This window comes from Aequorivita sediminis, from assembly GCF_032080575.2.
Lineage (GTDB): Bacteria > Bacteroidota > Bacteroidia > Flavobacteriales > Flavobacteriaceae > Aequorivita > Aequorivita sediminis.
On sequence record NZ_JAVLSO020000007.1, the window covers coordinates 53,544 to 75,495 of the forward strand.

Annotated in this window: 21 protein-coding genes, 1 tRNA gene, 1 pseudogene and 1 riboswitch; of the genes and pseudogenes, 15 read left to right on the plus strand and 8 right to left on the minus strand. The window is 34.6% G+C overall.

Features of this window, described 5'->3' with window-relative positions:
• Positions 1-107: 107 nt before the first annotated feature.
• The 4 genes from RT250_RS11085 to RT250_RS11100 all read left to right on the plus strand — a co-directional run bounded on the left by RT250_RS11085 (position 108) and on the right by RT250_RS11100 (position 4,803).
• Positions 108-839 (plus strand): TerB family tellurite resistance protein, encoded by a 732-nt coding sequence (locus RT250_RS11085; RefSeq protein ID WP_271392305.1) that lies wholly within the window; start codon positions 108-110, stop codon positions 837-839.
• 283 nt (positions 840-1,122) lie between these two features.
• Positions 1,123-1,353, plus strand: a complete 231-nt coding sequence (locus tag RT250_RS11090) for a hypothetical protein (RefSeq protein WP_271392306.1) — start codon at positions 1,123-1,125, stop codon at positions 1,351-1,353.
• Position 1,354: 1 nt separating this feature from the next.
• The gene (locus RT250_RS11095) at positions 1,355-2,140 is read left to right on the plus strand and encodes a GLPGLI family protein (RefSeq protein WP_271423642.1); all 786 of its coding nucleotides are present in this window, start codon (positions 1,355-1,357) and stop codon (positions 2,138-2,140) included.
• Positions 2,141-2,178: 38 nt separating this feature from the next.
• A complete protein-coding gene (locus RT250_RS11100) occupies positions 2,179-4,803 on the plus strand; it encodes a carboxypeptidase-like regulatory domain-containing protein (RefSeq protein ID WP_271392308.1) in 2,625 nt (874 codons plus the stop codon).
• A 17-nt stretch (positions 4,804-4,820) separates the two neighbouring features.
• Here RT250_RS11100 and RT250_RS11105 read toward each other — a convergent pair whose 3' ends face one another.
• A complete protein-coding gene (locus tag RT250_RS11105) occupies positions 4,821-5,138 on the minus strand; it encodes a hypothetical protein (protein ID WP_271392309.1) in 318 nt (105 codons plus the stop codon).
• Positions 5,139-5,193: 55 nt separating this feature from the next.
• Complete coding sequence (locus tag RT250_RS11110) at positions 5,194-6,639, minus strand: leucyl aminopeptidase family protein (RefSeq protein ID WP_271392310.1); 1,446 nt, start codon at positions 6,637-6,639, stop codon at positions 5,194-5,196.
• 196 nt (positions 6,640-6,835) lie between these two features.
• Between RT250_RS11110 and RT250_RS11115 the strand changes: the two genes are divergently transcribed.
• The 7 genes and pseudogenes from RT250_RS11115 to RT250_RS11145 all read left to right on the plus strand — a co-directional run bounded on the left by RT250_RS11115 (position 6,836) and on the right by RT250_RS11145 (position 12,640).
• A complete protein-coding gene (locus RT250_RS11115) occupies positions 6,836-7,489 on the plus strand; it encodes a metal-dependent transcriptional regulator (protein ID WP_139854442.1) in 654 nt (217 codons plus the stop codon).
• A gap of 43 nt (positions 7,490-7,532) precedes the next feature.
• Complete coding sequence (locus tag RT250_RS11120) at positions 7,533-8,441, plus strand: metal ABC transporter solute-binding protein, Zn/Mn family (RefSeq protein ID WP_237606841.1); 909 nt, start codon at positions 7,533-7,535, stop codon at positions 8,439-8,441.
• A 141-nt stretch (positions 8,442-8,582) separates the two neighbouring features.
• A complete protein-coding gene (locus tag RT250_RS11125; RefSeq protein ID WP_139854376.1) occupies positions 8,583-9,320 on the plus strand; it encodes a metal ABC transporter ATP-binding protein in 738 nt (245 codons plus the stop codon).
• A gap of 88 nt (positions 9,321-9,408) precedes the next feature.
• A pseudogene (locus RT250_RS11130) lies at positions 9,409-9,768 on the plus strand (four helix bundle protein).
• Positions 9,769-9,809: 41 nt separating this feature from the next.
• Positions 9,810-10,934, plus strand: coding sequence for a metal ABC transporter permease (locus tag RT250_RS11135; RefSeq protein WP_237606842.1), 1,125 nt, complete (start codon positions 9,810-9,812; stop codon positions 10,932-10,934).
• Positions 10,927-12,087: a metal ABC transporter permease gene (locus tag RT250_RS11140; protein WP_313114802.1), complete on the plus strand. Its 1,161-nt coding sequence runs from the start codon at positions 10,927-10,929 to the stop codon at positions 12,085-12,087. Before RT250_RS11135 ends, RT250_RS11140 begins: the two co-directional genes overlap by 8 nt.
• A gap of 139 nt (positions 12,088-12,226) precedes the next feature.
• On the plus strand, positions 12,227-12,640 hold the full coding sequence (locus RT250_RS11145; protein WP_237606844.1) for a hypothetical protein: 414 nt from the start codon (positions 12,227-12,229) through the stop codon (positions 12,638-12,640).
• Here the strand turns inward: RT250_RS11145 and RT250_RS11150 are convergent.
• The 4 genes from RT250_RS11150 to RT250_RS11165 all read right to left on the minus strand — a co-directional run bounded on the left by RT250_RS11150 (position 12,637) and on the right by RT250_RS11165 (position 16,326).
• Complete coding sequence (locus tag RT250_RS11150) at positions 12,637-12,795, minus strand: hypothetical protein (RefSeq protein ID WP_271392314.1); 159 nt, start codon at positions 12,793-12,795, stop codon at positions 12,637-12,639. The genes RT250_RS11145 and RT250_RS11150 overlap by 4 nt on opposite strands.
• Positions 12,796-13,112: 317 nt before the next feature.
• The gene (feoB, locus tag RT250_RS11155) at positions 13,113-15,212 is read right to left on the minus strand and encodes a ferrous iron transport protein B (RefSeq protein ID WP_313114804.1); all 2,100 of its coding nucleotides are present in this window, start codon (positions 15,210-15,212) and stop codon (positions 13,113-13,115) included.
• Between the two features lie 40 nt (positions 15,213-15,252).
• Entirely contained in the window at positions 15,253-15,477 is a 225-nt protein-coding gene (locus RT250_RS11160; protein WP_313114805.1) for a FeoA family protein, read from the minus strand.
• A 174-nt stretch (positions 15,478-15,651) separates the two neighbouring features.
• Positions 15,652-16,326 carry an SCO family protein gene (locus RT250_RS11165; RefSeq protein WP_313114807.1) on the minus strand — a complete coding sequence of 225 codons (675 nt, stop codon included), beginning with the start codon at positions 16,324-16,326 and terminating at the stop codon, positions 15,652-15,654.
• A gap of 123 nt (positions 16,327-16,449) precedes the next feature.
• On the opposite strand from RT250_RS11165, the gene RT250_RS11170 reads away from it, so the two are divergent.
• The 4 genes from RT250_RS11170 (at position 16,450) to RT250_RS11185 (ending at position 20,377) form a co-directional block, all read left to right on the plus strand.
• Positions 16,450-18,381, plus strand: a complete 1,932-nt coding sequence (locus RT250_RS11170) for a M1 family metallopeptidase (RefSeq protein ID WP_313114808.1) — start codon at positions 16,450-16,452, stop codon at positions 18,379-18,381.
• Positions 18,382-18,608: 227 nt separating this feature from the next.
• A complete protein-coding gene (rseP, locus tag RT250_RS11175; RefSeq protein ID WP_313114810.1) occupies positions 18,609-19,934 on the plus strand; it encodes an RIP metalloprotease RseP in 1,326 nt (441 codons plus the stop codon).
• A gap of 162 nt (positions 19,935-20,096) precedes the next feature.
• Positions 20,097-20,170: transfer RNA gene (locus RT250_RS11180), tRNA-Asn, on the plus strand.
• Positions 20,171-20,215: 45 nt separating this feature from the next.
• A complete protein-coding gene (locus tag RT250_RS11185; RefSeq protein WP_313114859.1) occupies positions 20,216-20,377 on the plus strand; it encodes a GIY-YIG nuclease family protein in 162 nt (53 codons plus the stop codon).
• On the opposite strand, the gene RT250_RS11190 is transcribed toward RT250_RS11185, so the two are convergent.
• Both RT250_RS11190 and RT250_RS11195 read right to left on the minus strand, forming a co-directional pair.
• Positions 20,343-20,693: a hypothetical protein gene (locus RT250_RS11190; protein WP_313114811.1), complete on the minus strand. Its 351-nt coding sequence runs from the start codon at positions 20,691-20,693 to the stop codon at positions 20,343-20,345. The two genes, RT250_RS11185 and RT250_RS11190, sit on opposite strands and share 35 nt — an antisense overlap.
• 186 nt (positions 20,694-20,879) lie before the next feature.
• Positions 20,880-20,976, minus strand: a riboswitch (SAM-I-IV-variant riboswitch).
• A 137-nt stretch (positions 20,977-21,113) separates the two neighbouring features.
• A complete protein-coding gene (locus RT250_RS11195) occupies positions 21,114-21,896 on the minus strand; it encodes an enoyl-CoA hydratase/isomerase family protein (protein ID WP_313114812.1) in 783 nt (260 codons plus the stop codon).
• Positions 21,897-21,952: the final 56 nt, after the last annotated feature.

Genomic DNA, 21,952 nt, shown 5'->3' on the forward strand with positions numbered 1-21,952 from the left:
TTTAGATTTTGGGTTTTGAAGTTTGGTGGTTTTCCTTTATTTGAAATTTGAGTTTTGTTTTTTTAATTCAGTACTTTTGTCGCTTCAAAAAAACAAATTTCACGTTTATGCTTCGTTGGTTATTAGCCATTTTAGGTTATTTTTTATACCGTTTTCCAGGTGCAATTGCAGGATTTTTTATTGGAAGTCTCTTGGATAACATAAGCGTAAGAGGTAAAACTTTTCAAACTTCTTTTGGATCTACACGCCAACAAGTTACGCCAGCCGATTTTGAGTTAAACTTACTTTCCTTAGCTTCATTAGTGATTAAGGCCGACGGGAAAGTGAGTCAGACAGAGTTAGACTTTGTAAGGCAGTATTTTGTTCAAGCTTACGGGAAAGATCGGGCAAATGCCACTTTTAGAGTTTTTAACGAAGTAATTAAAAACAGAGAGATTTCTGCCCAAACTATCGGCACGCTTCTACGCCAACGGACGCGTTATGAAAGTAGATTGCAGATTCTTCATTTTTTGTTCAGTATTGCCAATGCAGACGGCACTGTTTCAACGGCCGAAGTAAATGAAATAAATAGGATTGCTGGTTTTTTAGGAGTCCATGCACGTGATTTTGAAAGTATAAAAGCGATGTTCTTTAAAAATCCGGACAGCGCCTATAAAATTCTAGAAATAGACCGAAATGCAACCGCTGCCGAAATTAAAACGGCCTACCGCACCATGGTGAAAAAATATCATCCCGATAAACTTACACATTTGGATGAAGCCCACCGAAAAGGTGGCGAGGAAAAATTCAAAAAAGTACAAGAAGCTTACGAGCAGATCCAGAAGGAGCGCGGATTGTAACTTCAAATAAACTGCAAAAATTCATCCAAATAGTAATGACTTCGGGTTTTAAACCTTCTTCAAATTGATAATTCTGTGCCAATCAGATCTATCGTTTTAAGTTAAAATCATGTATCTATCATTGAATCTATATCGATAAAAGGACTTTAAAAAAGGTTAAACCGCTCATTATTTGGGAAAAACACACAAATAAAGGTTAAATATTTTTGTTTTTGTAAAAAAAAAAAGGATATGTTTACACAGTTGCAACATAACTGAATATAAATCTTTAGTTTTAAACATTATGAAAAAATTATTTTTTACATTAGCAATTTGTTTGTTTTCATTGGGAGCATTTGCAGCAAATAGTACTATAATAGAAAACAATGAAAAAACTGATCGGATTGAATTAATTACAGAAACAGAAAATTTAATTTCCGATAATTGTGAAATTTTAGTAACCGTTATTACGACAATTAATCACGGTACTTGGAGTGATTGTAGAAACTTTTACACTTCCATGCTAAATATCTAGTATGAAATATTTTTTATTATTTTTTTTAATCGTTTCGGTTTCTTATGCACAAACAGGAAAAATTGTCTATTCATCGGTATTGAATTTTGGTGGAGGTCAAGTTAACAAAACTAAGAATAATCTTTTTTTTACTAAAGATGCTTCTATTTATCAACCTCAGCTAAAACGTAATAATAAAACCGAGAAAGATCAAAATACAAAAGAAGATGCAGGAAATAATAGAAATGTTGAAATAAACATTAAAGTAGGGACGGATGAAATTGGAAATTTATATTATAATAATTTACATAGTCGTACAATAACATGTAGAGAACCAATATATAATAACAGTGTTCTAAAGTACTATCTTTATGATGACAACGCTTCTATAAAGTGGGTATTGCTCGATGAATTTAAAGGTATATCTGGCTATAATTGTCAAAAAGCTACTACAACTTTCAGAGGCAGAAATTATGAAGCTTGGTTTACAAGTGAAATACCGCTCTCTTTCGGTCCGTGGAAATTTAGTGGGTTACCAGGCTTGATTCTGGAAGTTTATGATTTAACAGGCGAAGTATATTTTAGCTCAGAACATATACAAATACCATTTAAAAATGCAGAGAGTAAAGTTCAAAAACCTTCTGTTGATACTATTCTTGAACATCGAGAGTTTATTGAAAAATCTAACAAGGCATCATCTACTGTTATACAGGCGATGCGTGCACGCTTACCTAAAGGTGCAAAACTTGTTTCATCTGAAATCAAAAGAAATGGTATTGAATTAGAATACGAGTGGGACAAAGAATAAAGAAATATTTCATATTTATTATAAATTGCCTGATACTAATGTTATCGGGCAATTTTGCTTATTCCCAAAGTATTATCTCGGGAACGGTAACAGACTCAATTCAAAATCCTATTCCTTTCGTAAACGTTTTTTTAAAATCGCAGAATCAAGAGGGTATAGTTGCATTTACAACTACTCAAGAGAACGGAAGCTATAAAATACTTACAAAAGAGGAAGGTAATTTTGAACTCACTTTTAGCTCTATTTCATTCAAAAAAAAGACACAAGCTTTTATTTTGGAAAAAGGAAAAAACTATGATTTTAACGTGGTTTTAAAAGAAGAAACATTTATGTTGGACGAAGTAATTTTAAACACCGATAAAGCGATAACCCTAAAAAAAGACACTATTATTTTTAAGGCAGACGCTTTTAAAAAAGGAAATGAAGAATCTGTAGAAGACCTCTTAAAAAATATTCCAGGCATAACAGTGGAAAGTGATGGAAAAATAAAAGTAGGTGGCAAAGAGATTGAAAAAGTAATGATAGAAGGCGATGATCTTTTTGAAAAAGGATATAAAACACTTACAAAAAACCTAGACGCTTCAGTAATTAATAAAGTTGAGGTTTATGAAAAATACTCAAACAATCGTTTATTAAAAGGGATTGAAGATAGCGACCGGGTAGCATTAAACCTTACTTTAAAAAATGATGTGAAAAACAAATTATTCGGTTCTCTTAAGCCTGGATACGGTCTAGGTTTTGAAAACAGATATGATGCCAGTGCAAATATTATTTCTTTCAGAAAAACAAATAAATTTTACGGTTTTACCAATTTTAATAATATTGGTGTTGAAACTACTGCAGCACTGGCAGAAATGATGGAATCTGGAGAAGCAAATGAACTTGGCAGTAAAGCGAAGGCTCAAACAGCAGCATCATTTATTAACTTGATAAATCACAAACCAGATGTTGGCGAGGAGCGTACCAATTTCAACAATGCCGAAATGGCCTCCCTAAGCGATATTTATACCATAAGCCCAAAATTAAAATTAAAGACCATCGGGTTCTTAAATTGGGACGAAAACGATTTCTTCCGAAAATCTACGGATACCTATTTTTTACCGACAGGAGATTTTACTACCACAGAAGATTATAGACTTTACGGAAAAACATTCTCAGGATTTGCAAACACACAATTAACCTATGACAAATCCAAAACCGAAATAATAGAATATTCTGGAAAATACAGTGGCAATCGTACTCGAACCAATACTTCGCTCCAGTTTAACTCAGATCTTTCCAATGAAAACTTAAACGAAGATCCATTTACAATAGATCAAAGATTTAAATACATCAACAAATTAAAAGCGAATGAAGCCCTGCTTATAAATGGATATTATGTTCATTCGGATAATCCGCAAAACTATGGGAACAATCGATTTTTGTTTGAGGATTTATTTCAGAATGACAATCAAATTATCGGCGTTTCCCAAGAAAGTAGGCAGGCTTTAAATACTGCCGGTTTTGATGCCGGTTTATTTACTAGAAGAACAAATAATGATTTGTGGGAAGCAAAAGTTGGCTTGGATTATACTTATAACGACTATAACTCTGTTTTTAAGCTTGACGGTATTGATAAAAAACCCGAAGAGTTTCAGAATAATTCAAAATATAAAGAATTCAATATCTTTTTTGAACCGTCGTATCGATTAAAATTGGGTTCGGTGGCGCTTACGGGGAATGTACATTTCGCAAAGCACTTTAACCATCTAGAAGCTGAGGATCAAAACCTTGATTCATCACCATTCTTTATCAATCCAAAAATAACTGTAGACTGGGAATTGAACAAAACCAACCGCATTCTTTCCTTTTTTAAATATGAAAGCAAAAACCCCTCCTTAAGAAGTGTTCAGAATGGATATGTACTTATCCAATACAATCGATTTTCAAAGGGCTTGGAAAATATTGAACCTTTAAGATCCAGTACCTTCTATTTAAATTATACCTTAGGCACTATATTAAGTGTTTTTTATGCGAACACTTCATTTATCTATGTGAAAAATTATGATTACCTCGGTTCTAAATCGGTGATTACGCCAGACTACACTTTAAATGAATTAATACGTTTAAAGGATAAGGATTTTATAAGTTTCCAGACAGATTCCAATATTTATCTCCAGTGGTTAGCTTCAAACATAAAACTGAAATTGGGATATAACAAACAGAATTTTCAGAATAGCGTAAATGGTAATTTGCGAAAGGTAAGCTCTTCAACCTTTAATTATGGCGGCGAATTAAGATCTGCTTTTATAGGGCCACTCAATTTCCATATTGGAACAGAATGGTTTAATAGCGAATACAAAACCACCATAAAACAGAAAAATATTACAAACCGAACCTTTTTGGATATAGTGTACCAGCCATTGGAAAAGCTAAATCTCTCTTTGAATTCGTCTAGGAATTATTTTTCAAATTTGGATAAAGATAATGATACCTATTACTTTATGGACTTTGAAGGGAAGTATCAAATCATAAAAAACAGACTTTCTTTATCATTGGTTGGAAAAAACCTGTTGAACACCAAAACTTTTAGAAACATCAATATTGACGATACAGGAATTTTTAAATCCGAATATCAACTTTTGCCGAGATTTCTTCTATTAAAAGCGAACATTCGCTTATAGAAATTAATTCTCTACAATTAAAAACTTCTATATTTCCTCCTCGTTTTTTCTTTTTCCAGTTGTCTTTCAATTATCAAACGCGCCAAAGTTTCTCCGGCAGATTCTTTTTCCGCATTTTCGGCAAGTGCGGCCACAGCTTTTTCTTGTGAAATATCAATTCGATATAAAATAGCTATTAGTTTATTATAATCGCTTAACATTAAAGAGTTCAAATAACCAGCTAATTTTTCTTTTAGCTCTTCATACGATCGATCTTTAATGGAACCAAGTTTCTCTGAGGCAACTATTTCATAGCTCCATCGCAAAGCTTTTATTTTATCGTCATCATTTTTCAAAATTGTATAAAAGTGCTATTTATTGATGCTCTCTAAAGAATAGATCGCCAATGGTTTACTTGGCTTTTCCAGTTTGCAACTTTATAAAATTATATAAAAGCCGCACGCCAATACCGGTTCCACCTTTAGGATTTGAACCTGTTTCTTTATCTAGAAATGCGGGGCCAGCGATATCTAAGTGAATCCAGTCGTAAGCTGTAAAATGCTCCAGGAATTTTCCGGCTGTGCTTGCGCCGCCAATGGGTCCCCCGATGTTTTTTAAATCGGCTACATCACTTTTTAGTAATTCTTCAAATTCCTTCCAAAACGGCAGTTGGACAAGACGTTCATAAGTAGTTTCGCCACTCTGTTTTAATTCATCCATTTTATCCTGCTTGTTTCCTGCCATCGCAATACCAAAAGGCCCCGTAATTGCGGCAGCGGCCCCTGTTAAAGTAGCCATATCTATTACAAGTTCAGGATTAAACTTCTTAGCATAAGCTAGGGCATCGGCCAAGATAAGTCGGCCTTCGGCATCTGTGTTTTGAATCTCCACAGTGGTACCGTCCATCATAGTTATAACGTCATCTACCAAAAGCGCTTTTCCGTCAATTTTATTGTCGGTTGCGGGTACAAGTCCAATTACGTGATAAGGGAGCTCGTTTTTTGAAATAGCAGCCATTATTCCCACTACAGTTGCCGCGCCGCCCATATCTGCCTTCATGGTAGACATAGAACCTCCCGTTTTTAAGGAATACCCTCCAGTGTCGAAAGTCACACCTTTACCTACCAGAACAAGCGGTTGCTTATTACTTGCATTCTTAGGTTTATAGGTCATAATGTTAAAAGTAGGAGGAACTTCCGATCCTTGGTTTACACCCAAAAGTCCGCCCATACCTAATTCCACTATTTTATCCTTTTGAAGAACTTCAACGTCAAAACCGTACTTTTTTCCTGCTTCAGCTATTCTTTCAGAAAACATAACCGAATCCAATTTATTTGGCGGCTCATTTACTAATGTTCGAGTTAATGCAACCCCGTTAATTAAATTAGTTACTTGAGTGAGAGAGGTTTCGGAAAATTCGTCATTTGAAACATAAACTTTCAATTCTTTGTTTTCTTTCTTTTTAAGGTAAGGGTTGAATTTATAACTCCCCATAAGTAGACCTTCTAAAAAGGAGTTTTTTGACTTATCTGTCAAACTGTTTAAGCCTTCCAGAATAGAAATTTCAGAATTTTCTTTTGCTAATGCTTTGTAAAGAGAAATTCCGAGTTTTCTATTTTTTTCAGCATCGTCAGTGGTAGCAATCACCCAAAAGCTTTGTGAATCTTCAAATGTGGTAATAATTTCATCTTTTTCATTTTTGAAAATTGAAGTAATCTTTTTCGATAACGAAGAATTTAGATTGTGCTTCTCCAATTGTTTTTCTTCAGAAATGAAAACAACCTTTGCTGCGTCTTTAGAGGTATTATTAGTTGAATTATAAGAGATTAATTCAAGGTTTAAATAAGAGTTTTTCAAGTCGATCAAGTTTTTAAATTAAAAAATCAATATACACATTTTTGATGTTTTGGATAGTGAATACAGTGAGTGTTTTTAACTTGAATTTACTGTGTAATAGAAGCAAATGAGCATCATTAGACTACAACTTTTAGATTAATCTAAATATATTTTTTAAACCAAAAAAATTATATCTTTGCATAAACTTAATTTTGTTATGACTTTTGCGGAAGAAAACTATTTAAAGGCGATTTTTCATTTAGAACTAGAAAGCCAAGGAGAAGTTAGTACTAATGCTATTGCAGAGAGTATGGAAACAAAACCTTCGTCGGTGACTGATATGGTTCAAAAACTGGCTGAAAAGAAAATGCTTGTTTACAAACGATATAAAGGAGCTCAGCTAACTGAAAAAGGTAGAAAAATTGCTGCAGATGTAATTAGAAAACATCGACTTTGGGAGGTTTTTTTAGTTGAAAAGCTCAATTTTCATTGGGATGAAGTTCACGACATTGCTGAACAATTAGAGCATATTAAAAGTGAGGAATTAATTAATCGTTTAGACGATTTTTTGGGGAACCCAGACTTCGATCCTCACGGGGATCCTATTCCAAACGAGCAGGGAGTAATGAAGCGAACAGAGAAAAAGCTGCTTTCCGAATTAAAGAAAAATCAAATAGGTATTTGTGTTGGTGTTAAAGAAAGCTCAGGGGAGTTTTTGCAATACTTAGATAAAAAAAATATCAGTATAGGCACAAGAATTACGGTAATGGGTAAAGAATTTTTTGATGGCTCAATGGTTATTGAAGTTCAAAATGAAAACTTCTTTATATCAAAAACAATTGCCGATAACCTGTACGTACAGACAAGTTAAAGTTTGTTTACTATATAAAATAGCTCAAAAAATATTATAAATAATGAAGAAAATTTTAATAATCGGTTTAGCTATACTTCTCTTTGGCTGCAAAAATGCTGCGGAGGATAATGGTAAAATTAAAGTGGTAACTACTACAACTATGCTTACCGATTTAGTGAAAAATATTGGTGGTGATGCCGTTCAGGTGGAGGGTTTGATGGGCGCTGGAGTAGATCCGCATTTATATAAAGCAAGTGAAGGCGATGTTTCAAAACTCTACAATGCCGAGATAATATTTTACAGCGGTTTGCATTTAGAAGGAAAACTAGTAGATGTATTTGAGCGAATGGAAGCTAGTGGTAAAAAAACTATCGGGTTGGGGGAGTTCATTAATAAAGACGAATTGATTTCCTCCAAATTATTTGCTTCCAATTACGATCCACACGTTTGGTTTAATATTCAGTTTTTTAAGCAGTTTGCGAATAAAGTAACTGACGTATTATCTGAAGCACATCCAGAAAAATTAGATTATTTCAGTGAAAACAATCGGGTTTATCAAGAAAAACTCGATGCGTTAGAAATTGAAGTCAAAGACAAGATTGAAACCCTTCCGAAGGAGAAAAGAATATTAGTGACGGCTCACGACGCTTTTAATTACTTCGGAAATAAATACGGCTTTGAAGTGGTAGGTCTTCAAGGACTTTCTACAGCTACAGAAGCTGGAGTGCAAGATGTTCAAAGACTATCAGATTTTATTATCAACAATAAAGTTCAAGCGATTTTCATAGAAAGTTCTGTTCCGCGTCGTACTATTGAAGCCCTTCGTGAAGCCGTTCTTTCAAAAAATCACGATGTCACTATTGGAGGGTCTTTATATAGTGATGCTCTTGGAAATCCAGGGACCGAAGAAGGAACATATATTGGAATGTTTAAGTACAATGTGAATACAATAGTGGAAGCGCTGCGATAGTTTTGAAATCGAAATCGAAAACGAAAACGAAATCAATGAAAATGGATTCTTTAAGTATAGAAAAGTAGTTCAAGACTTCGTCGCGGGCCTTCTTGCGATGTTCTGATCTTGCTGAAGAATTGGCCTAAATATTTAAATAATATGAATGAAAAATTAGCGATAAGTGTTGACGACCTCACGGTTGCTTACAACTATAAACCTGTACTATGGGATATAGATCTGGAGGTACCCGAAGGTGTGCTAATGGCTATAGTTGGCCCTAATGGTGCGGGAAAATCCACTTTAATTAAATCTATTTTAGGGATAATAAAGCCCATTGCAGGGAGTATTTCAATTTTCGGAAAACCTTACGATAAGCAACGTAAGCTTGTAGCTTATGTGCCTCAAAAAGGAAGTGTAGATTGGGATTTTCCTACAACAGCCTTAGATGTTGTGTTGATGGGCACCTATGGCAGTTTAGGTTGGATAAAACGCCCTGGGCAAAAAGAAAAGAAAGCTGCTCTTGAAGCCTTGGAAAAGGTGGGCATGCTTTCATTTAAAAGTAGGCAAATTAGTCAGTTAAGTGGAGGACAGCAACAGCGAATATTCTTGGCACGAGCTTTAGTTCAAAACGCTTCTATATACTTTATGGACGAACCTTTTCAAGGTGTGGATGCCACAACGGAAATTGCAATTATCAATATTTTAAAAGAATTACGAAAAGCCGGTAAAACTCTCGTTGTAGTTCATCACGATCTACAGACCGTTCCAGAATATTTTGATTGGGTAACTTTTTTAAACGTGAAGAAAATTGCAACAGGCCCCGTGAAAGATATTTTTAATGATGATAACCTGACAAAAACCTACGGGATTAATTACAAGGTGGCGGTTAATAAATAGAGGATAAGGGTCTTTAGTCGTTAGTCTTTAGTCGTTAGTTTAATGTTGAATGTATATTAGTGATCAGGATAATTTTAATTAATTCACTATGGAAGAAGTAAAATTTAGTTTTGAGGAATTGCGAGTTTATCAAAAGTCATTAGATTTTGTTGATGAAGTTTATAAAATTACCAAGGAATTTCCTAACGACGAACGTTTTGGTTTAACAACTCAATATCGAAGAGCAGCACAGTCTATTGCGTTAAATATTGCAGAATGAGCAGGAGATACAGATGCACAGTTTAATAGGTTTTTAAATGTCGCTCAAGGCTCCATTAAAGAATGTGTTGTATGTTCAACAATTGCAACCAGACAAAAATTTATTACTACTGAAACTAATAATGAGACTCGATTAACACTTTCGCAAATAGCAAAAATGACTACAAATCTTCAAAAATATTTGAAGTAAATTTTAATTTTTCAAATTACAAGACCAAAGACCAAAGACCAATGTCAATAAGTGAATATTTTAATCTACTCTGGACCGATTATACCCTGCGAACTATTACGTTGGGGACTGCGGTGTTGGGGGCTATTTGCGGGATGTTAGGGAGTTTTGCAGTGCTTCGAAAGCAAAGTCTGTTAGGAGATGCAATTTCGCACGCAGCTTTACCAGGAATCGCAATTGCTTTTTTAATTACGGGTTCAAAGGACACTTACATTTTATTATTGGGAGCATTAATTTGTGGGTTGATAGGAACTTTCTGGATACGAGGTATCACAACAAAAACCCACCTAAAGAGTGATACTGCACTGGGATTGGTGTTGTCGTTGTTTTTTGGTTTTGGAATGTTGTTGCTTACTTATATTCAAAAACAACCTAATGCCAATCAAGCAGGATTAGATAAATATTTATTTGGACAAGCAGCTACACTAGTTGAAAGTGATGTGTTCATAATGATTGGTGTTACAGGAGTGTGTTTAATAATACTTCTGCTTTTCTGGAAAGAATTTAAAATAATGCTTTTTGATATGGATTACACTAAAACCCTAGGGTTTAATGTGCGATTTATCGATTCACTTATTACGTTTTTCATTGTTTTGGCTATTGTTCTCGGACTTCAAACAGTGGGAGTGGTATTGATGAGCGCAATGCTATTGGCGCCTGCTGCTGCTGCTAGACAATGGACAAATAGTCTAGGCACTATGGTAATTTTAGCGGCTATAATTGGCGCTTTAGCAGGAATATTCGGAACTGCAATTAGCGCAACTCAAAACAACCTATCCACAGGACCAGTAATTGTATTAGTAGCCGCAGTATTCGTATTGTTTTCATTTATCTTCTCACCAGGTAGAGGAATTCTATTTAGAGAAATCCGATTTAGACAAAACAGAAATGACTTACAATTGAAGAAAACACTTCAGTTTATGTACGATATTGCAAAAACGCATCAAAATATTTCACACCCACACGCCATTCGTATTTTGAATAATTTCCAAGGATTTTCTAAAAATTCCCTTCGTAAAATGGAAGAAAAAGAATGGATAACATTAAAAGGCCAAGAGTGGTCTTTGACCAATATTGGATTTGAAGAAGCTAAAAACTTGTATAACCAACAATTAAAAGATGAGTAATCCACAGCTGGAAATACAACTAATCGCAGCTATTGTCGCAGTTGCATGTGCTATACCTGGAGTTTTTCTAGTTCTTAGGAAAATGGCATTAATAAGCGATGCTATTAGTCACTCAATTTTACCTGGAATTGTAATTGGATTTTTCATCACTCAAGATTTAAACTCGCCTTTACTTATATTATTCGCTGCGCTTACAGGAGTCATAACCGTGATTCTTGTTGAGGTAATTCAAAAAACGGGCTTAGTGAAGGAAGATACAGCCATAGGTTTAGTTTTTCCTACTATGTTTAGTATTGGGGTTATTTTAATTGCCAAAAACGCCAACGATATACACTTAGATGTAGATGCTGTTCTATTAGGAGAACTTGCCTTTGCCCCTTTCGATAGAATGTTGATTTCAGGAATGGATATGGGGCCAAAATCACTTTGGGTGATGGGCGGAGTTTTACTAGTTTCTATAACACTTCTAATTCTGTTTTTTAAAGAATTAAAAGTGAGCACTTTTGACGTAGGATTGTCGTCAGCCTTAGGGTTTTCACCGGTTGTATTGCACTATGGACTTATGTCTGTTTCTTCAGTAACCATAGTTGGCGCCTTTGATGCAGTAGGAGCTATTTTGGTAGTAGCCTTAATGATTGCACCCGCAGCAACTGCCTATTTACTTACCAACGATTTAAAAAGAATGTTGGTTTTATCTGTTGTGTTTGGAGTGTTTTCTGCAATAGCTGGATATTGGTTGGCACATTTATTGGATGCTTCTATATCGGGTTCTATGACAACTGTATTAGGAATTGTTTTCCTACTTGTTTATTTATTCGCACCTAAAAAAGGTTTGATTTCAGTTTTATACAGACAAAAACAACAACGAACAGAAGTTTCGTTAATTACTTTTTTACTGCATTTGAATAATCATACAGAAAAGAGCGAACGTCATATAAATCACTTGCAAGAGCACATAAATTGGCAAAAAGTTAGATCGAAATCTGTGGTGGACCTAGCGTTAAAAAACAATATGATCACTATTGACAACAACATTGTTTCGCTTACTGAAAAAGGAAAGGAGTTTACAGGCAAAGCCCTAGATTATATCCTTACTAACAGAGACGATAAAATTGAAAACATAAAGGATGATTTCTTTTTGTTTAGAGGCTAAGCATTTCGAAAGTACGAGTGCTTTCAATGGCTATAGGAAAAGGCTGGAAGTTCATAAAACTTCGTAATTATTGGTATTCTTTTAAAAACAAAAAGTAGAATATTTTTAATTATCTTTAAAAATTATAAATTTCACAACTATGAAAAACTCACTATTTGCTATATTAATTCTTATTTCAAGTCTTTCTTTTGGACAAGATTCACCTAAAACTCCTAAAATAGGGGTAAAGGTACCAGAAGGTGAAACGGTAGTTTTAAAAGGTGTTTCAGTAAAATTTCTAGAAGTGATTGAAGATTCTCGTTGTCCTGAAGGAGTGAACTGTATTTGGGCAGGAAGAGCTATTGTAAAAGCTGAAGTAACTTCAAATGGGAAAACCGAGGAAGTAACCTTGATTTTTGGTGAAACAAGACCTGGCGAAGAAAAAAACACCAACCTTTTTACTTCAGATAAATTTGTAATTAATGGTTTAACGCTAAATCCTTATCCAACATCTGAAAGTACTGGAAAAGATACTAGTTATGTTTTGTTGGTTTGTGAGGAGAAGAATAATTAATGACACCCACAATCCTTCTTACCACATTTGGTTTTTCCACCGTCTAAGGTATTGCCAGAGTTTTGGCGTGCTTCAAAAATAGGGTTCCAGACAAACTTTTTAAGCAAAAAGCCTGCTGCTAAAGAAAACGTGATTAAAACTAAGATTGTTTGCATAGTACAAAGATACGGAAAAGCCTATAAGTATCATAGGCAGCACTTGTTCAACAAAAATTAATGAAAACTACATTTACTGCAGTCGGAATGATCTCCAGTTTTATATTTTGAAGTTTTATTTGTTTTAAAAGGATTCCAAATAAATGTTGTAATTAAAAATCCAACTGCAAGTAAAAATGCTATTATTACTAGTATTGTTTGCATGGTGTTTAATTTCTAAAAATTGTTACTTTACCCCTTCCGGCATCTATTTCCGCTTTGCAGAATAGATGCCACCTTCCCCTGAAAAAGGGGAAGGAGCTAGTAGGAAAGGAAAACTACTTCAAAAACTGATAAGCAGCTAGAGACACTACATAAGCTATAATAGTCATTACAACCAACTGCCACATTGGCCATTTCCAGCTATTGGTTTCTTTTTTTACAATGGCGAGTGTACTCATACATTGCATTGCAAAAGCATAAAAAAGTAATAAGGATATTCCGCTAGCAAAATTAAACAGTGGACCACCCAATACAGGGTTTATTTCCGCGGCCATTCGGCTTTTAATAGTTTGCTCATCATCACTACCTACACTATAAATTGTGGCTAGCGTTCCTACAAATACTTCTCTTGCAGCAAAAGAGCTCACTAAGGCAATCCCTATTTTCCAATCGTAGCCTAAAGGCCTTACGGCTGGTTCTATAAAGTGGCCGACGTGACCGATATAGGAATGCTCGAGTTTGAAAGAATTTATATGCATTTCTAAATCATCATCCGATAGATTTTGAGAAGCGTATTCACTTTTTACAATTTCTTCTGCATCGTTAAAATCTCCTGGGCCATACGAAGCTAAAACCCAAAGAATAATAGAGATGGCCAAAATAATTTTACCAGCTCCAAAAACAAATGCTTTTGTTTTTTCAATTACTGTGATAATTACATTTTTCGCCAATGGTACTTTATAGTTTGGCATTTCTACTACAAAGAAGCTCTTGCTTCTAACTTTCAAAATTTTATCTAAAATATAGGCCGATAAAATCGCAGCGCCAAACCCTAAAATATACATAAACATTAAGGTAAGACCTTGTAAGCTAAAAATACCGAGAACCCTTGTATCGGGAATCACCAATGAAATAATTATTAAATAAACCGGAAGTCGAGCAGAACAAGTTGTAAAAGGCGTAACTAAAATAGTGATTAGTCGTTCCTTCCAATTTTCAATATTTCGCGTGGCCATTATTGCTGGAATAGCACATGCAGTCCCTGCTACTAGGGGTACCACACTTTTCCCGCTAAGACCAAAACGTCGCATAAGTTTGTCCATAAGAAAAACCACACGACTCATATATCCCGTTTCTTCTAAAATCGAAATGAACAGAAATAGAAAGGCTATTTGTGGGATAAATATTACAATTCCTCCTAAACCAGGGATAATTCCTTCTGCAATTAAATTTGAGAAATCGCCCGGAGGTAATGTGTTTTTTGCCCATTCACTTAACGAAGCAAACGAACTGTCTATAAAGTCCATTGGGTACGCACTCCAATCGAAAATTGCTTGAAAAATGAGCAGAAGAATTCCAAAGAAAATAACATATCCCCAAAATTTATGGGTTAAAACCCGATCTAATCTACTTCTTAAATCCTTCGCTTTGGCAGTGTCTATATGTAGTGTTTCTTTTAAAGTTTCATTAATAAACTTATACCGCGCGATAGTTTCTTTTTGCTGAAGACGTTTTAGATTACTTGTTGATTCAGTTTTAAAGGAGGCTACCCCTTGCAATTCGTTTCGGTCTAATTTTCCAAAGTTTACATCTTGAGTAATTACAAGCCAAAGTTTGTAAAGATCCTGATTAGGAAAAGCTTTTTGTAATCTATCAAAATACTCAGGGGCAATATTAGATGCATTTAGGCAAGGTTTAGTAGGAAGCTGATTGTAATTTTCAATCAATTCTTTTAAGTAATCAAATCCAAGGTTTTTTCTTGAACTGATAAGGGCAATTTTAGTGTTTAATTTCTTCTCAAGTAAGGGAACATTAAGCGTAATTGCTTTACGTTTCATCCTATCCGACATATTAATGGCTAGAATCGTAGGGATTCCTAAGTCTTTAATTTGTGTAAAAAGTAAAAGGTTTCGCTTCAGGTTTTCAACATCGGCAACTACCACAGCAACGTCGGGAAAATCTTTATCATTTTTGTTTAGAAGAAGTTCGATAACAACATTTTCATCTAAGGAAGAGGCGTTTAAGCTGTAAGTTCCAGGCAAATCTAAAATATGAACCTTACAATTACGTCCAAATTTGCAGGTACCTTCTTTCTTTTCAACTGTTATTCCAGGGTAGTTTCCCACCTTTTGGTTCATTCCAGTCAGCCGGTTAAAAACAGAGGTTTTTCCAGTATTTGGGTTCCCAATAAGTGCTACGTTAATTTGTTTTGCCATATTTCAGCTCCCTTAACTTGGTGCGAATGCAGTTTTGATGTTAAATCAGTTCAATTTCAATTTTAGAAGCCATTTCTAAACGGATAGCTAAATGACTTCCGTTTATGTTTAAATACAATGGATCTTTAAAAGGAGCAATTTGAACTAAAGTGACTTCATTGCCCGGAAGACAGCCCATTTCTAATAGCTTCAACGGAACTATATCAACAGAAAATTCTTTGATAATACCGCGTTGCCCTTTCTTTAAAGATGCGATTGTTAGCACTTCTATTTATTTAGATTGAATTTAAACAAGGCAAAAGTAAGTTTTTTAATTCAGAATTAAGAACTCAAGAATCAGAAAAATTTGAGCTGTCTTTTAAGGTTTCACTGCTGCTTTATTTTTTCTCGTAGGTAGAAAGAGAAAGCTTTTAGAAGGTTCTATGGAAAACCTGCAAAACTATTTTTCTGAATATTCCATTTTTAAAACTTCGATGTCGTGAAGAAGTGTTTCGATAGCTTCAGGGTCTGTGCCGTCATAAAATCCACGGATGCGTTTCTTTTTATCGACAAGTACAAAATTTTCGGTATGAATTAAATCGTATTCTTCATAAGGAACGTCCTTTGCTGCGAGGTATGATTTTCTAGCGAGGTCGTAAATTTCTTTTTTATCTCCTGTAACCAAATTCCACTTTGCATCATTAACTCCTTTTTCAACGGCATATTTTTTAAGTTGAGGCACGCTATCTATTTCGGGAGTAACGGTGTGAGATAGTAGTAAAATTTCATCATCGTCTTTTAATTCTTCTTGAATTTTTACCATATGATCTGTCATAATAGGGCAGATGGTTTGGCACGTAGTAAAAAAGAAATCGGCCACATAAATTTTATTGGCATAATCCTTTTGTGTTACCGTTTTTCCATTTTGGTTTATAAGGCTAAAATCGGCTATAGTGTGGTATTTCTTAACATATTGCATTGTCGTATCTACCAATTCTGCAGTAACATCGGCAGGTTGATAAACGCGGAGTACTTCTTTCGGTTTCATTACAGAATATATAATGGCAATTATAATTATTGAAATGATAAGAAAAACAATTCCAAAGAATTTATACTTCTTAAAAAAAGTAAGCATATCGTAAGATTTTAGACTGACAATTTATATTAAACCGCAAAAATAAGCTCTAAAACTATCAAAATGAATACATTTAACACCTTAATTTAGCGGTATTCATTCACCAATTTTAATATTACAGAAATGAAACATTTAGTTCTTCCATTTTTCTTATTTATATCCTTTATCGCATTTTCACAAAATCGTTATTTGGACGAAATTAGTGAAGCTGAAGCAAAATCGGCAAGGGGTCATTTTGCTCCACAGCGCAATATGAATACAGGCAATTACGATTTAAAATACGCGCGCTTAGAATTGAATGTAAATCCTACTCAAGCTTATATAAGTGGCAAAGTAACTTTACATTTTGAAGCAAAAGAAAATATAAGTTCTATTGTTTTTGAATTGGTCGATAATATGACTGTATCAGAAGTAAAACAAAGAGGAGTTTCGCTTTCTTTCACCCAAAATAGCGACGATGAGGTTGTAATTACACTACCGCAAATTCAAAATCAAGGTGTTTTAGATTCACTGTCTATAAGTTATTCCGGTAACCCGATAAGTTCTGGCTTCGGATCTTTTGAGATAGCAACGCATCAAGGTGATCCTGTTTTATGGACTTTATCGGAACCTTTTGGAGCTAAAGCTTGGTGGCCTTGTAAGCAAGACTTAATAGACAAAATAGATTTACTTGATGTATATCTCACAACACCACGATATAACCCTTCAAATGAAGAGTATATTGCTGTTTCCAATGGTTTAGAAATAAATCAGACGGTAAATGGAAATAATAAAACCACTCATTTTCGTCATCAATATCCAATTCCAGCATATTTAGTGGCCATTGCAGTAACAAACTACGCGGTGTATTCGCATACTGTTGCTAATAATGGAAATCCATTTGAAATTGTAAATTATGTTTACCCAGAAGATTTAAGTTATGTGCAAACCCAAACTCCTGTAACGGTTGATATTATGAATCTTTTTGCCGACAAGTTTGAGCCGTATCCATATGCTCAAGAAAAATATGGTCACGCTCAATTCGGTTGGGGTGGAGGTATGGAGCACACTACGGTTTCTTTTATGGGTGGATTTTCTCGTGGATTGATAGCTCACGAACTAGGGCATCAATGGTTTGGAAATAAAGTTACTTGTGGAAGCTGGCAAGATATCTGGTTAAATGAAGGGTTTGCTACCTATATGTCGGGAATGGTAGTAGAAAGTCTTGACGGCTCTGGTGCTTTTAATAGTTGGAAACAAGACCAAACCTCCTACATTACCGATGCTCCAAATGGGTCGGTTTATATCCCTGCCCAAGACACTACTACTGTGGGACGAATTTTTAACAGTAGGCTTTCCTATAGTAAGGGAGCAATGGTAATTCATATGCTTAGAAAAAAATTAGGAGATGCATTATTTTTTCAAGGCTTACAAGATTATTTATCAGATCCATTACTTTCCTATGGATACGCAAAAACGCCTGATTTAATTAGAAACCTAGAAAATGCAAGCGGCGAAAACCTTTCCGAATTTTTTAATGATTGGGTTTATGGCGAAGGGTATCCAAGTTTTAATATCAGTTGGAATCAAACAACTACTGGGAGTATTAATGTGAGAATAAATCAGTCGCAAAGTCATTCCTCTGTATCTTATTTTGAAGTTCCTGTGCCCCTTCGATTGATAGGTACACAAGGTGAATCTTTAGACATAGTCCTTGATAATACTTTTAATGGGCAAAACTTTCAGCCTTCCGTGAATTTTACCGTGCAAAATGTTCAATTCGATCCTGAAAACGATATTATTTCAAGAAATGACCAAGTAATTTTAGGGGTTAATGATTTCACTTTAGAAAATCAAATTGTATTGTATCCAAACCCTACCTCTGGCAAAATAAATTTGAATAAATCTGAATCTCTCCAAGTTTCTCAAGTTAGAATATTTAACGCCTTGGGGCAATTGCTTTATGCTGAGGCTTATTCAGAAAGCATTAATGTTTCAAGCTTACCAAGTGGAATTTTGTTTTTTCAACTAGAAACTTCCAAAGGAGTTATCAATAAAACTATAGTGAAAAATTAGTTGGTATCATTCAAAAGCTGTTGAGGATATACCGTTTAATTTCATTAATTAATAACAAGTAACACATCCGCTTATTTTTTTTGCAAGCTCTAAAAGATTACTTTTGTGCGATTTTTCAATGGAGCTATATACACACTGCTCAGAAAAATTGAAGAATTGGTTCGATTTTTGACTATGAGTCCTGTTTAAAATCGCGACTGTTTTAATAAATATCTATTCAAGAAATTATGAGTCCATTTGCTGTTAAAGCTATACAATTACTTTTAAGTCTTTCATTGTTAATTGTCCTTCACGAACTAGGACATTTCATTCCCGCAAAACTTTTTAAAACTAGAGTTGAAAAATTCTATCTTTTCTTTGATGTGAAATTTTCACTTTTTAAAAAGAAAATTGGTGAAACCGTTTACGGAATCGGTTGGTTGCCCTTAGGAGGTTATGTAAAAATATCCGGAATGATTGATGAGAGTATGGATAAGGAACAAATGGCACAACCGCCACAACCATGGGAATTCCGAAGTAAACCAACTTGGCAACGTTTAATTATTATGCTTGGTGGGGTTACAGTAAACATTATTGTTGGTTTTGTTATTTATATGAGTCTTCTGTATTTCAACGGAAGCAGTATTACTACCAACGAAGATATTCCTCAAGGCTTCGCGGTTACAGAGCAATTTGAAGAATACGGTTTCCGAAATGGAGATCATATTTTAAAAGTGAACGGAGAGCCATTTGAAGATGTTATGAAAATTAACAAGTATATGTTTTTACGCGACGTTTCCTCGGTTGAGGTAAAACATGCAGATGGAACTATTGAAACAATTTCAGTACCTGATGACGCTGGAACAAAAATGTTTCAGAATGACACTCACTTTCCGTTTCTTCCAAGAACATCAACTGTAATAGATACTGTACTTGCAGATCATCCCGCTGGTAAAGCAGGGTTTTTAAAGAACGATAAAATTATTGCGGTTAATGGAACAAGCATCAAATATTATGATGAGTTTCAAAAGTTACTATCCAAGAATGATGAAAATATTATAGTTGTTGAAAGGAACAATGGTCAAGATACTTTAAGAGTTAAGCCTAATGATGAAGGGATAATAGGAATTAATGTATCTAGAAAAGAAGTTATTTCACAAGTGGGTCAGACTAAGGTGGATTATACTCTAGGTGAAAGTATTGTTGGCGGTTTTGGTTATGGTTACAATACGCTGAAGGATTATGCATCGCAATTTAAATATGTATTCACTAAAAAAGGAGCTACTAAGGTCGGTGGTTTTGGAGCCATTGGTAACCTTTTCCCAGAAGCTTGGGATTGGGTGAGGTTTTGGGAAACAACCGCGCTTATATCTATTATATTAGCGTTTATGAACATTCTACCTATTCCTGCTTTGGATGGAGGACATGTAATGTTTTTATTATATGAAATGATTTCAGGCAGAAAACCTAACGATAAGTTTATGGAATATGCTCAAATGGTTGGATTTTTCATATTAATTGCATTAGTTCTTTTCGCCAATGGAAACGACATATATCGCTGGTTATTTGAATAATAGAAACCTGCAAGTTTAAGCAGAAAGGTAAAAAAGTTAAAATTTTTAAATTTTTTTATTTTTTTATTTTGATGAATGTAAAAAAGGCTTATATTTGCACCCGCCTACGCAATCTAAGGGATTGTAATAGCAAGTAAAAGCTGGCAAAGGCAAGACATAAATTCCTCTTTAGCTCAGTTGGTTAGAGCATCTGACTGTTAATCAGAGGGTCCTTGGTTCGAGCCCAAGAAGAGGAGCAAACAAACCCAGACAACCGTCTGGGTTTTTTGTTTTGTAATACTATGGAATACTGTGTTTACATATTATATTCAGATAGTCTATCCAGGTTTTACATTGGATACACTTCAAACTTTGATGTAAGGATTGCTTTTCACGAAAATCCTGAACCTCGAAAATTCACTTATAATGCTAAAGATCGCTGTGCTTTGGCGAGTTTTTTATAATCGCAATACAGAAATTTTTAGATGTTTCATCTGGGTTATAACCATTTTCAGTAAGCGGACTGACACCTAATGAGATTCTTTTTTTATTCATTTTATCGGTGTATTCTTGTCTCATTGGGTTTTTTCCATTGGCCCTATCCGATTTGTCCCAACTTGAATCGTAAATCCAATCAGTCTCTTCGTGAAATAACAAACTTTGAAGCTTTTCTGGATCTGTATTTCCACTTATATAAAAATCAAAAACTTTTACGTAAGTAGAGTCTTTTAAAAGGTGTTTGTGCTCGTTAAGCAATTCATTAAATGTAATGTTGGTCATATAAATATATTTAGGTTAATAATTATTCATTTCTAAAAATTATCTCACAGATCAAAATTTTGCGTAGGTTATATTTCGCAAATTTTTAATCTAATTTTCAGTCAAAACTTGTCAGTTTTGAACTTGTTATTCGTTGCGTTTTTAGAGGCCTAGAAACACTTAATATTTAAAATTGTAATAAATGGGTTGAGAACATTTTTTTCCTGGAAGTAGGCACATTTCTTTAGCACCTTCGCCTGTTTTAGCAGGTTGCTATCACTTAATGTGATTCTGAATGAGAGTTATAAATATAATAATTTGAAATTATTTCTCCAATGAAAACTTAAGGTTTTTTCGATTGGTAGCAGGGGGGGAATTCCGAATCAAAAGCAAAAAGCCTAGCATTTCTGCAAGGCTTTAAATTGAATATCTTGTTTGGTATTATTTCCCAGGAAAATCTGGTTTTCTCTTATTAAGAAATGCTTGTGTTCCTTCTTTAAAGTCTTCGGTACCAAAGCAGTTTCCAAATTCTTCAATTTCAACATTAAATCCGTTAACGCCGTCTTCGTAATTAGCGTTTATCGCTTTTATAGCCGATTTGATTGCAACAGAGGAGTTTCTCATAATCTTTCCTGCAATCTTTTCAGTAGTCTCATTTAATGCTTCAGGAGTAGTTACTTGATTTACTAATCCGTACTGCAAGGCTTGGTTAGCATCAATCATTCCCGCTGTCATAATCATTTCCATAGCACGGCCTTTACCAACTAGCTGAGGCAGGCGTTGCGTACCTCCATATCCAGGAATTACTCCCAATGAAACTTCCGGTAATCCCATTTTAGCATTGTCTGAAGCTATACGGAAGTGAGCTGCCATAGCTAATTCCAAGCCACCACCAAGAGCAAAACCGTTAACAGCTGCAATTACAGGAGTACTTAGGTTTGCAACAAAATCGAAAAGTAATTCCTGTCCTTTAGCCGCAAGACTTCCTCCTTCAGCTACCGAAAAATCTGCAAACTCACTAATGTCTGCACCGGCTACGAAGGCTTTCTCACCACTACCAGTAACAATAATCACTTTTGTCTCTGAAGATTCATCTGCTTCTTTAAAAGCAGTGTGAAGTTCTTGAATGGTTTCACGATTTAAAGCGTTTAACTTTGATGGACGATTAATTGTGATGGTTGTAATACCATTATCAGTTTCTGAAAGTATGTTTTGATAGCTCATATTCTATTTTTTTTAGATAATCTTTTTTCTTTTGTTCACTAACTTTTTTATGGTTT